The following is a 12,332-nucleotide window of genomic DNA, read 5'->3' as shown; positions in this document are numbered from 1 at the left end:
CTTATTCATTTTTATCAATTTTAATGCTCAGAAATCTTTAATTTATCTTCTAATAAGTGTATAATGGTTACTGTAGCACTTTTATAAAAGGAGATTTCATGAAGCATGTAAAAACTGAAAGACTTTTTCTCATCCTAAGTCTTTTAATGATCGTAGTCGCTTCTGGCATTTATTTTACCTTTGCTAGAAATTATATGGGTAAACCCTTGTCTAATGTCAACCAAAAGCAAACAAGCCAAGTAAAGAAAACAAATTATCTCAGTAAAGCAATTGAAGCCGTTCGCTTAGCTGAAGAAAAACCAAGTAGTGAATCAATCGATACTGCACAAAAACTTTTGGATAAAGTTAAAAAGTCAGAAACGAAATTGAGTTTACAAGATCGTCTTGATAAATTGAAAAAAAATCTTTCCATCGAAAAAGAAGCCTTGAAAAAACTTGAAGAAGCCGAAAAAAATCCTAGTGCAGAAACAAAGGAAGCGGCTCAAAAAGCCATTGATAAAGTTAAAGATGAAAAGAAAAAAGCTGACTATCAAAGTCGACTTGATGCCATAACTTTACCTGAGGAAACTGCTGAGACTGCTGAGACTGAAGCCCAAACAGACACCGCAACAGTAACCCCTGATGCAGGAGCAACATATACTGAACAAGCACCTGCTGAAGCTTATGTTCCCCAAGCACCTGCTGTTGAGCCAACAACGCCACCTGCAGTAAGTGACCCTGGAACGGCTATCCCTTCTACCCCAAGTGATAATGCTGGTGGTAGTACTGATGGTGGAGCAACAACAAATTAATCATTAAAAAACCGCTTTTATTGAAAAGCGGTCTTTCTGATGACTTTATTAACTGACTTACACCTTTCAAATTTACATCTCGAAAAAATTGCTAGTTTCAGACAAATCTAATACAAAAAGAGCTCGAACAGCAAAGTTCTAGCTCTTTTATTTTTATGCTTTTTCGTATCCTAAAAGAATACCTTCTTCTTCAGCGTAGAAACTACATAAACCTGAAGTTGGACAAGTTTCAATAATTGCTTGAGGGAATTTTTCTTGGACTTTTTCAGTGATTTGTTGGCAAATTTTTTCATTATTACGTTGAGCAATAAAGATTTTACCACCTTGATAGCCAGCTTTTTCTAGTTCGTCGACTACAGAAAGAACGGCTTTCTTCTGTCCTCTTGCTTTCTGTAATAGTTCTAGACGACCCTCATCACTGGCACAACCAACCATTCGAATATTTAACAAGCCTACTACGGTTCCAATTAACTTATTAAGACGTCCGTTTTTAACAAGGTTATCAACCTTGGCAAGAACAAATAATAAGCCTGATTTTTGAGTGTAGCTTGTAATAGCATCAACAACTTCTTGAAAGTCAAGACCTTGATTAATTAAACGCTCTAATTCCAAAACAATCAAGTCCATCTCTCCACCGGCAGAAAGCGAATCAATGACATGAACATTTGCATTTGGATTTTCCTCTAAAAGCATTTCTTTTGCTAAACGCGCACTATTATGACTTCCTGATAAGGTTCCAGTAATCGTAATAGCAATAACATTTTCAGCGCCATGATAGGCTTGGAAAAAGGCATCTGGGCTTGGACAAGAAGATGTTGTAGCCTTACTTGTTTGATACATGGCCGTCATCATTTGGTCTACGTCTAAGTCAAGACTATCTGTATAGACCTCATCACCAACACGTAAGGTTAGAGGTACTCGTTCATAAGTAAGCATTTCAGATGATAATTTTAGTTCTAATAAATCACACCCCGAATCTGCTACAATTTTCCATTTCATTCCTATTCTCCTCCAAAGATAATTTATCCAATCCATTTGACAAATCAGTATATTTCTCCTAAAATTATATCATTAATGACTAGGAAAAAGCTATAAAATAAAGTCCGATGGAACATTTTGAGGGGATTTGTGATGACTGAAAAACGGATTTCAAAAAAATCGCTTAATAATTTAAGACAATTTAATAAAGAAATGCGGGACCTCTGTCGCCAGTCTATTGAAACAGCCCTGATTGAGCTATTAGAAGATAAGCCCCTTGATCAAATTTCAATTTCTCAATTAGTTGCTAAAGCTGGTGTTTCACGTAATGCCTTCTATCGCAATTACCGGTCAAAAGAAGATATCTTAAAACAGCGTCTTGACCAGGTTATACGACGTATTTTTAAAGAATTAAAATTGTTCGATTTGACAAGCCAAGCTAACCAAGCTTGGTACTACCTCTTCAATGAAGCCAAAAAAGAAGAGCAATTATTACGCCTGATTTTCAAAAATCAGCTCCAATTTTTAATTACGCAGATAGTCACTAAAAGACTAAAAGCCTATCAACGCTGGAAATTACATCATCAATCACATTACACCCGCTTATTTTGGAGTAATGCCATCGTTTCAGTTTTAGTCGACTGGATAAAAGATGGCATGCCAAAAAGTGCCGAAGAAATGGCAGACATGGGGCTTCCATTTTTATCTCAGTAAAAACTAGCCTTACAAAAAAATAATCCTTCTTTCAAGAAGCCAATGTCTAAAAACATTGGCCTAAGCAAAGAAGGACTTTTTTTTCTTATTGGTGTAAGGCAAATTGACGAATAGCGTGGGCGACACCTGCTTGATCACAGGTCTTAGTCACACGATCTGCCAAGACCTTGATTGACTCACTAGCATTTCCCATAGCAACGCCAAGCCCAGCAAAGGCAATCATCTCACTATCGTTTGGCGCATCGCCAATAGCCATGATTTCTTCAGGTTCAAATCCTAAATCTGCAGCCAACTCCTGTAAAGCGCTAGCCTTAGTGATGCCTTTTGGTAATGCTTCCAAGATGTAATCCTGACTTCTAACCAAGCTATAGTGTTCACTTATTTCCGACCGGAAAGACCCTTCAAAAGAATCCATGGCCCCTGCTTGCCCCATGTACATAGCTTGTAGGACCAATTCCTGACTCTTCTTAAGCTCATCAAGAGTGACCGTCTCAACCTGAGTAAAGACTAAATCACCATCCGCCTGTACCAGAGCAGGCACTTCCGGCTCCATAACATAATAATGATTAGGCGTCGTTAAGGTCAAATAAACGTCGGGATTATTAGCAGATTTTTCATAGAGATGTTCCACTTCATCAAAGGAAAGACTATGAGCATGCAAAACTTGCCAATCAGCAGATGAGTGGAGACTACAACCATTATTTAAAATGAGAAATTCATCTTCCTGGAAATCAAGTTGCTCAAAATAAGGCTTGGTGCCAGACAAAGGACGACCTGTACAAAGCACAATCTTAATCCCCGCTTCTGTCGCCTCTTTTATGGCTTTTTTGTTTTCAAGTGGAATTACCTTCTGACTATTTAATAAAGTCCCATCTAAATCGATAGCAATAAGTTTTATCATCATATTCTTCCTTTCTGATGCAAACAGTTCCTAATAATAGTTTAGCAGAATTTCTAAAAAAGGAGAAATGACACAAAATCCCCACCCCTCGAATTGAGGAGTGAGGATTTTGATTAATAAATAATAATTAAAGAATATTTTTACTAGTCGCTACATCTTTAAACCAAAATGCACTCTTTTTAGGATACCTAATTTGAGTGTCAAAATCGACATAAAAAAGTCCATATCTTTTCTCATATCCATTTGACCATGAGAATACATCCATAAGTGACCAAATGAAATATCCTTTAACATTTGCCCCATCCTCAATTGCATCAGAAACAGCTTCTAAATGTTTTTTGACATAATCAATTCTTTCGTCATCATTAACTGTATTATTCTCAAATTTATCTTTATATCCTAGACCATTCTCAGTAATATAAATTTTATGATAGTTAGGATAATCATTTTGTATTCTCAAAATTTGATCATATAATCCCTTAGGATAAATAATCCAATCCCAATCTGAGCGAGGAACATCAATATCTAATGTCCTACGGCCAACACCTTTAATTTGATGTTTCGAACTACCTTTTTCACCTCTACTATTATGAATAATCTCAGTTTCTCCATCATAACTTTCTAGCCAATCACTCATGTAGTAATTAATTCCAAGAAAATCATTTAGATTTTTTGAGTAATCTAATACTTCAAAATCCTCAGGTCTTAAATCTAATTCTCCACCATTAACTGAAAGAATATAGTTGACGGCTTCCATTGTAAATTCTGAGTATCTACCTAGATAGGTAGCATCTAATAAGAATTTATTATCAATGACATCATCCAACTGAGCAGCTCTTACATCAGCCTCATTCGAAGAATCCTTAGGATACTTTGTTGGAAGACTATGAACTATTCCTATTTCGCCTTTAAAATGCATTTCCTTGTAATATTTAACTGCTTTTGCATGTGCAACCATCATATTATGATGAGATTGGAAAACTTTTCCTAAATCATACTTAATTCCAGGAGGGAATTTACCAACAAGATATTGACTATAGCCAATAGGACCAATTTCATTAAATGTTGTCCAATACTTCACTTCTTTAAATTCATTAAAACAGAATTTAGCATATTCAACAAAATAATCAATAGTATCTCGATTTAGAAAATCTCCTGATTCATGAAGAGAGGCTGGTGTATCAAAATGATGTAATGTTACAAATGGTTCTACACCTCTAATTGAACATTCTTTAAATAGATTATGGTAGTATTCTACACCTTTTGGATTAATCTCTCCAAATCCTGTTGGAAAAATTCTTGACCAAGCTATTGAAATTCTGATACCGTTAATTCCAAATTCTTCACATAATTTTAAATCAACAGGATATTGACGATAAAAATCACTTGCAGGTTCTGCAGTATACCAATAATTTTCTTTCAAATAATTATCCCAAGCTACAGGACCTTTACCATCTTCATTTGTTGCTCCCTCAGCTTGATAGGCAGCAGTTGCTCCTCCAAAAATAAAATCCTTTGGTAATTGCTTCATAACTATACCTCACTTTTCATCAAATTGATTCAGTACGTATTCAAGAGAACCTTTTGGATCACGAGTTAAACTTATGTACTCCATGCCCTCAGTTTTTGTCAATTTTATTCCTAATTTATCTGTTTCTTTTTTGATATCTTCATAATTCGATGCAACTTGTGGTGCTAAAATTACCAAATCATAATCTTTTAAAATATCTTGATGTGTTCCATATGCACCAGCTGCCGATGAAATACTAACATCATATTCTTTCGCAGCTTTATTCAAAGCATTTGATAAAAGACCACTTGTTCCACCACCAGCACAAAGTACTAGTACATTTTTAGCTCCAGTGTTGATAATAGTTTCATTAATAAAATCTTCCTTTTCTGGTTCAACATCTTCAATTTTGGCAGGTTGTACTTTATTAATGTCATGAACATCATGCTTTTCATTTTCTTGTGCTAAAATTTGATTATCATAAACTTTAAAGAATGGATAATACATTAATACATCGAAAACAATCAATACAATAGCTAAAACAAATGATAAACCAGCAAAACCAGTTCCCAATACTAATCCTAGTGGTCCAGGAGTTGTCCATGGAAGTACATAAGAAAAACTGTTCATTCCTAAGAATTCTACGAAAAATTTAAAAATCCAAACGTTAAAAATCGGTGTCAAGATAAATGGTATCATGAATACTGGATTCAAAACTAAGGGTGCACCGAATAAAATAGGCTCATTAACACCGAAGAATGTAGGTACTGCAGCAGCTCTACCAATTGCTTTATTTTGTTTTGACTTAGCTAGCCACATAAACATAAATGGAACTACTAATGTTGCACCTGTACCACCCATTGTCGCTACAAAATATTGTAAACCAGGAGTTATCAAATGAGTTGCTTGATGCCCATCACCAATTAATGCGATATTTTTATCAATGTTTAACAACATAATAGCAGAGACAGCTGGTTCAACAATTGAAGGACCATGAATACCAATAAACCAAAACATCGCCATTGCACCATAAATTATTGCAAGACCAACATAACCATCTGCAGCTGTAAATAATGGTTGGAATAATTCAATAACTGCAGTTGCAAAATTGTTACCAGTCAACTGTCTAATTAGCAAGTCAATACCATACATAATTAAAATTGAAGCTGATAATGGGAAAATATCTTTAAATGTTTGTGCAATATTAGGTGGAACTTCTGAAGGCATTTTTATTGTAATATTACGTTTAATAAAAAATTTATAAACATTTACAGTAATAAAAGCAGCAATAAAGCCAGCTAGTAAGCCTGATGTACCTAAATGACTTGAACCAAATCCTCCTTCGATTGGATCAGAAGATAACAAAAGAAATCCAATAATTGCAGTAATTAAAGTTGCAATGTTATTAATTTGATTGGTTGCAGGCATATCCCGATTAAAAGAATCAGTTAAGTTTTTTGCTGTTGTTCCAGCAACAAGTAGACCTAAAATACCCATTGAATATGAATATGGTTTTACAATCATTGCCTCAATTTTGGGATCCCAATGGAAACCCCAAATATTGGGAACAAATGCAATTAACATAAAAATACTTGAAAAGATGATTATGGGCATCCCTGCAATAAAACCATCTTTTATTGCTCTTAAATATACATTTCTTGAAACCTTTTCGAAGAAAGGTTTCATTTTTTCAATCTGTGCAACTAATGCATTCATAATTAGACTCTCCTATTATTTTTTATACAAATTTATTAAGTGGTTTATTAAATCTTTTAAAAGAATAGTTGTCATCAGGTGATCCTGGCCGTGCATCATAATTAAGCCCATTGCAATATCTTCACCACCTGCCTCTTTACTTAACATCTCAGTTTGTTTATTATGTGCCAAATTCAACACTTTATTTGCTTCAACAATTAATCGTTCTGCTTCGTCAAAATCTTTACTTTCAGCCTTATTAAGTGCTTCTAATAGTTTTGATCTTGCTTCTCCTGCATATGCTACAATTTCAAAACCAAGCATTGTAACTTCTTCTTTATTCATTTTTTCTCCTCTTTTCTTATATAAGTCTTTGGATGTGTAATACTATATATAATTTTTCACCCTCAAATAATTCTTTACCAGTTTTCAATGAAATGAGATTATATATCTCCTCACCAATTTTATAAGCTGTTGGATATTCTTGCATTATTTGATTTTTTAAATTTAATATAGAATAGTTTGATTTATCAACCTATCCAGTGAATTTAAAAAATAACTTAAATGAATCATAAGTCGATCATAATAATTGCTATTAATGTCGTTTCTGACAATACCTTTTTCTTGTAATTTAATTTTTACTAAATTTAATAACTCTGTTTCATTTGGAAAAAGTGCTTCTTTAACATTTGTTTCATCACCTTTTGCATTTATAAAATGCAATGCAATTCGTTGAACTTCATCAGAAGGAAAGGTAACATTTAATTTATTTTGAAAAATCTGCAATGCCTCTTTAGCAATCTTATTTTCAATTGGATATTCTACTGACAGGTCTGGTAATTTACTGGCAATATAGCTTCCAGATTTCAACATTTTATATGCAGCAAACATATGGTCAGTTAATGTCACGAAAATATAATTCTGTACTGTAAAATTATATTTTTTTGTTAATGTTTCAATTAACTCAAATGTAATCGTTATAAAATCTAACGGTACATCTTTCAAAAGCATCAAAAAATTTTCTCGAGTTTCATTATTTTTTATAACGAACTCTTTTTCAATTTTCTCCGGGTTAATGATATCACCTTTCTTTTTTTGAAAAGTAATTCCTAATCCCATAACTACTATTTGTTCATTCTGTTCGTTTTTTACCAAAGCTGCATTATTGTTCAAGGAACGAATAAGCCGAAACATTTTTACCTCCATCCTAAAGAAAAGACCGCAAATAAATCGAGACTACGCCCTAATTTATTTGCGGTCTTGCCTAATTTGTTATTAGTCACAATCCACTTTATTTAATTATGTGTTTATTTTACAACAAAAACACAGAAATGTAAACCCTTTCAAACAAAAAATGTTTATTTTATTTGTATTTGATAGGAATATGACTTGACTTCAAATCCCTTTTGGAATGGAGAGGCAAATTGTGTATTATATTTTTCTTCAAAGTAATCACTTTCATTTTTTGATGTTGATACACCTAGCCAAGGCTCTAATGCTATAAATGGACTTTTATTTGCAGTAGACCATAACACTAATATTGGAAAATCAAGAAGATTAATTTTAATTTCCTTCGAATGATTTTTTGAAGTTAAAGTAATACTTTTAGATTTTAATCGATCTAACAAAACTGTATCATCTTTGAATAGCTCGTAATCTAAATTTAATTTGTTTTCATTTTTTAAAAATGGTTGCCTATTTTCTAAATCTACTAACCCAGTTTCTGGAAAAACTTTTGCACTTGTACATGATTCTTCATCTGAAAAAAGTATAGAATAATCTTCATATTTTTCATTAGGAAAAAGAGGACAATTAAAAGCTGGATGAGCACCTATTGTAAATGGTAAATCATATGATTTTTCTAAATTTTTTACTTCATATGTGATGGTTAATGTTTTTTCGACTAACTGATAAAAGACACTAAGTTCAAATTTATAGGGAAAAGATTGAAACATGGTTTCATCACTTAATATCCGAAAAACGATAGTATTTTCGGAAACTACTTCCCCAACAAAATTTTTCTTTCTTACTAAACCATGTCTTGGCATACATCCAAAAATTTTATTAGATCCATTTTTACCATAGATTGTTTGATCTTCTCTCAGACTACCACATATTGGAAATAATACCGGCGCTTGCCCGCTCCAATACTTACTATCACCTTGCCATAGATATTCAACCCCATCTCTATCTTTTATCGAGGCAAGTTCTCCACCTAAATTTTTAAATTCAATTGTTAAGTATTCATTCTTTAAAAATAAAGACATCAGTTATACTCCACCCTATTTATATTTTATCTGTCCAAGGTATCGCTGTTTGTTTTAGAACTCGGTTGAGTTCTTCAATATTTTTCAATCCTTCCGTCCGTAGCCATTGACGAGCTGCTTCTTCACCTTTTTTAATATAAACGGGTACTGAACCAGACCATGTGGCACGACCACAGAGTACACCATTAAATTTGGCTCCAGACTCTGCCGCAAAAACAAGTGTCTCTTGGAAAAGTTTCGCTGAAACACCAGCACTCAAATAAATATAAGGCAAGTGACTGGAAGCTTCTTGTTCTTTAAAGGCTTGGGCTGCTTCTTCTTTACTTAGAAGTACTTCTCCATCCGCAAAGCCTTCTACAAATGCCATATTTACCGGAACTTCTACTTTTAAAACATCAATTCCGAAACGGTCAGCTGAGAATACTCTCATTGCTTGGTTAACTTTATGAGCTTTAACTTTGGCAAATGCAATACTTGAATTGTCTGTGATATTTTCATCATAGGTTAGAATTTCTAAGAAAAATGGAATATCTTCAGCACGACATTCTGAACCAATGCGTTCAATATAAGCTTGTTTTTGGAGATTAACTTGAGCATCACCATCTACATCATAGTAGAGTAGGAATTTGACTGCATCTGCACCAGCTTCTTTGATCCGTTTTACTGACCACTCAACTAAACAGTCTGGTAAGCGGCTAGTCGTTGTAGCATCATAACCTGTTTTTTCATAGGCTAGTAAAAGTCCTGCTTCTTCGTCTTTTACTTTAATTGCTGGGATTCCATATTCTGGATCTAATAGAATTGAGGAAGCGTATGGTGTCAGTTCCTCAGATACCATTACTTTTAAAGTTTCCATTTGTTCAACAGTTGGCTCTTCTGTTTGATGGCTTGCCATCATTCGTTTTAGGGCACCACGTTGATCAAATGCTAGGGCGGAGATTATGCCTTGACGACTGAGTTTTTCTAAATAAGCACGTTTATTTGGTGTTAATGTCAATTTAATCCTCCTTGTAGTATTCATGTATCTTAACGCCTTTGACCACTCGGTTAACTGTACCAGTTTTAGAAGGGGTATCCGGTAAATTATTCACTTTTATTGATGTGAATAAGGCAATTGTTTGAGCTAGTAATATCATTGGAAAGGCAAGATAGGCATCTGGTAAAAGTAATTCTGAGTTTAATTCAAAAGTAGCACCTGAAAAATTTTCGACTCCCTTTTGGCTAATTGCAATTGTTGAATTTGCAATTTGATCTCCAGCGATTTCTTCTAATACATCTAAATCATATTTTCGAGTATAGGTATTATTATTAACAAAACCAAAAACTAAAGTATCATTATTGATGAATGATTTTGGACCATGTCTAAATCCCATTGAAGAATCGTAAACTGTTGCAATCTCGCCAGCAGTCAATTCCAAAATTTTTAATTGCGCCTCTTGAGTTAAACCTGATAAACTTCCAGAACCCAAATAAACCAACCGATTAAATGGTTTATTAATTAATGTTTTTAGTTCTGATTCTCTATTAATAATATCATTTGCTATTTGACACATTTGAGTAACGAATGTCGCTTTATTTTCATTTAAGTGTTCCTGATCGAAAATCAGCAAGGCAGTTAACATCATACAGGTAAAGCTACTTGTCATTGCAAATCCACCATCATTTGATAGTTCTGGCATTAGCATTAAGAAATTTCGACTATCATTTTTTGCCATCTTAGCTAACTCACCATCTTTAGCACAGGTAATTGTCAGATGATAGCAATTGTTGATTAACTTATTAGCAAGATTTACAGAAGCTACACTCTCCGGACTGTTCCCACTTCTTGCAAAGGAAACTAGTATAACTGTATCCTCTTCAAATAAATAGTAATTTGGAGCTGACACAATATCGGTTGTTGCAACACTACTGAAAAGAAAATTTTGGCGATTACCATATTTTGCAGATAGGCACAAATACTATTTCCAACATATTCAGAAGTACCAGCACCTGTAAAGATAACTTTCACTTTACTGTCAGCGTTTTCAATTACTTTGTTTAAAAAAGAAGAAATGTCATCTTCTTTTTCTAAAAAATTCTTATAAGCCTCCTGCCATAAATCTGGCTGTTGCATGATTTCTTTGGTTGTAATGCTTGCTCCCATTTGTTCCAGTTCTTTTTGTGGTAATTGAAACATTTCTACCTCCTATAATTTGTTTACAATTTATTTGGTTGATGAATAACTCTATATTTGAATTGATCAGCTCTTGCAATAGAAAACGTGTGTTCAACTAGAACATTTTTCTCATTATAAGTTTTTCGGATCATATGCAAAACTGGATCCCCTTTTTTGATGCCTAATAATTTTGCTTCAAAATCAAGAGCTATGCTAGCATAAAATTCCTCTTCAGCAAGTCTAACGTTTATAAGATAATCTGCAGAAAAAATATCATAAAGTGGTTTTTCTTTTAGTATTTCTGATGTCAAATCACAAAATATGGAGCAAGGTAAGTAGGATCTTTCAAACATCATAGGCTGTCCGTCAGCTAAACGAAGCCTTTCTAATTCGAAGGCTTGATTTTCTGACTCCATTTCTAGTAAATTTTCAAGATGATCTTTTATTTCTACTTTTTCAAACGAAAGAATTTGTGTTCTTGGTTCCTTGCCAATTTTTTTCATTTGCTCAGTAAAACTATATGCCAAACTTAAATCGGTTAAAGGTTCTTTTAATTTTGAAACATAAGTACCTTTTCCGTGAACTTTGTAAATTAAGCCACGTGTTTCCAATTCCTTCAGAGCTTGCCTTACTGTTATCCTGCTCACCGAGTAATTTTCGCTCAATTCTCTTTCTGATAATAATTTGTCGTGAGGCGACATATCTTTCCTAATTGTCACTTCAAGTTGATCAACTAATTTTTGATAGAGTGGTTGTTCTTTTTTCATAATCTTCCTCTACTGGTTATAACCACTTAAAAGTATATTATACTAATTTTGCGCTGTCAATTAAAAAAATATATTTTTATTCAAAAAAAAAAAGGAAATTAGTTTAAGAATTAATAATGAATTGTACTATTTCTAGTTAATAATCACCAAAAAAGAGAGTTTCCGTTAGAAACTCTCTTTTAGTTTATTTATCACTTGTTTTTGCTTCTAAATCTTTGAGAAGCTGGTCAATTTTATTACCATAGGCAATAGAATTATCTTTTTCAAAAATTAAGTCTGGAATTTTATACATGGTCAGGTTGCGTCCTAATTCACGTTTAATCGTTCCAGTAGCTTTTTCTAAACCAATTTGTGCTTTTTGATTATCAGATGCCAAGTCACTCATAAGAGTGTAATAGACTTTGGCTGCTGATAAATCGCCCAGCATTTGCACTTCAGTGATTGTAACACCTTGTACACGTGGATCACGGACTTTCTTTTGTAAAATCTCATTGACTTCACGTTTGATTTCCATGCCAACTCGGTCAATACGATGATTTGCCATTTCAATTTCC

The 12,332-nt window shown here is 33.5% G+C and carries 11 protein-coding genes and 2 pseudogenes; 2 read left to right on the top strand and 11 right to left on the bottom strand.

Annotation, left to right across the window (positions count from 1 at the left end; translation table 11 throughout):
- Positions 1 to 98: 98 nt before the first annotated feature.
- Positions 99 to 791, top strand: coding sequence for a fibrinogen-binding protein (locus tag AT575_RS01280; RefSeq protein WP_102776808.1), 693 nt, complete (start codon positions 99 to 101; stop codon positions 789 to 791).
- Positions 792 to 944: 153 nt separating this feature from the next.
- Here AT575_RS01280 and AT575_RS01275 read toward each other — a convergent pair whose 3' ends face one another.
- A complete protein-coding gene (locus AT575_RS01275) occupies positions 945 to 1,790 on the bottom strand; it encodes a DegV family protein (protein ID WP_102776807.1) in 846 nt (281 codons plus the stop codon).
- A 132-nt stretch (positions 1,791 to 1,922) separates the two neighbouring features.
- Here AT575_RS01275 and AT575_RS01270 point away from each other — a divergent pair, with 132 nt between their 5' ends.
- On the top strand, positions 1,923 to 2,483 hold the full coding sequence (locus AT575_RS01270) for a TetR/AcrR family transcriptional regulator (RefSeq protein WP_102776806.1): 561 nt from the start codon (positions 1,923 to 1,925) through the stop codon (positions 2,481 to 2,483).
- A gap of 85 nt (positions 2,484 to 2,568) precedes the next feature.
- Here the strand turns inward: AT575_RS01270 and AT575_RS01265 are convergent, their stop codons facing one another.
- The 10 genes and pseudogenes from AT575_RS01265 to rbfA all read right to left on the bottom strand — a co-directional run bounded on the left by AT575_RS01265 (position 2,569) and on the right by rbfA (position 12,322).
- Entirely contained in the window at positions 2,569 to 3,384 is an 816-nt protein-coding gene (locus AT575_RS01265; RefSeq protein WP_102776805.1) for a Cof-type HAD-IIB family hydrolase, read from the bottom strand.
- 127 nt (positions 3,385 to 3,511) lie between these two features.
- Complete coding sequence (gene lacG, locus AT575_RS01260; protein ID WP_102776804.1) at positions 3,512 to 4,915, bottom strand: 6-phospho-beta-galactosidase; 1,404 nt, start codon at positions 4,913 to 4,915, stop codon at positions 3,512 to 3,514.
- 9 nt (positions 4,916 to 4,924) lie between these two features.
- A complete protein-coding gene (locus AT575_RS01255) occupies positions 4,925 to 6,610 on the bottom strand; it encodes a lactose-specific PTS transporter subunit EIIC (protein WP_102776803.1) in 1,686 nt (561 codons plus the stop codon).
- A 15-nt stretch (positions 6,611 to 6,625) separates the two neighbouring features.
- Complete coding sequence (locus AT575_RS01250) at positions 6,626 to 6,934, bottom strand: PTS lactose/cellobiose transporter subunit IIA (RefSeq protein WP_102776802.1); 309 nt, start codon at positions 6,932 to 6,934, stop codon at positions 6,626 to 6,628.
- 16 nt (positions 6,935 to 6,950) lie between these two features.
- A pseudogene (locus tag AT575_RS01245) lies at positions 6,951 to 7,783 on the bottom strand (PRD domain-containing protein).
- Between the two features lie 164 nt (positions 7,784 to 7,947).
- The gene (locus tag AT575_RS01240; protein ID WP_102776801.1) at positions 7,948 to 8,856 is read right to left on the bottom strand and encodes an aldose 1-epimerase family protein; all 909 of its coding nucleotides are present in this window, start codon (positions 8,854 to 8,856) and stop codon (positions 7,948 to 7,950) included.
- Positions 8,857 to 8,875: 19 nt separating this feature from the next.
- Positions 8,876 to 9,853 (bottom strand): tagatose-bisphosphate aldolase, encoded by a 978-nt coding sequence (gene lacD / locus AT575_RS01235; protein ID WP_102776800.1) that lies wholly within the window; start codon positions 9,851 to 9,853, stop codon positions 8,876 to 8,878.
- 1 nt (position 9,854) lies between these two features.
- A pseudogene (locus tag AT575_RS01230) lies at positions 9,855 to 11,032 on the bottom strand (SIS domain-containing protein).
- A 20-nt stretch (positions 11,033 to 11,052) separates the two neighbouring features.
- Positions 11,053 to 11,778, bottom strand: a complete 726-nt coding sequence (locus AT575_RS01225; RefSeq protein ID WP_102776799.1) for a GntR family transcriptional regulator — start codon at positions 11,776 to 11,778, stop codon at positions 11,053 to 11,055.
- Positions 11,779 to 11,962: 184 nt separating this feature from the next.
- Positions 11,963 to 12,322, bottom strand: a complete 360-nt coding sequence (gene rbfA / locus AT575_RS01220; RefSeq protein ID WP_102776798.1) for a 30S ribosome-binding factor RbfA — start codon at positions 12,320 to 12,322, stop codon at positions 11,963 to 11,965.
- Positions 12,323 to 12,332: the final 10 nt, after the last annotated feature.

The sequence above is a fragment of the Streptococcus penaeicida genome (assembly GCF_002887775.1).
Taxonomy (GTDB): Bacteria; Bacillota; Bacilli; order Lactobacillales; family Streptococcaceae; genus Streptococcus; species Streptococcus penaeicida.
Note: the sequence above shows the minus strand (reverse complement) of the source record. Positions and strands in the feature narration are given on the sequence as shown.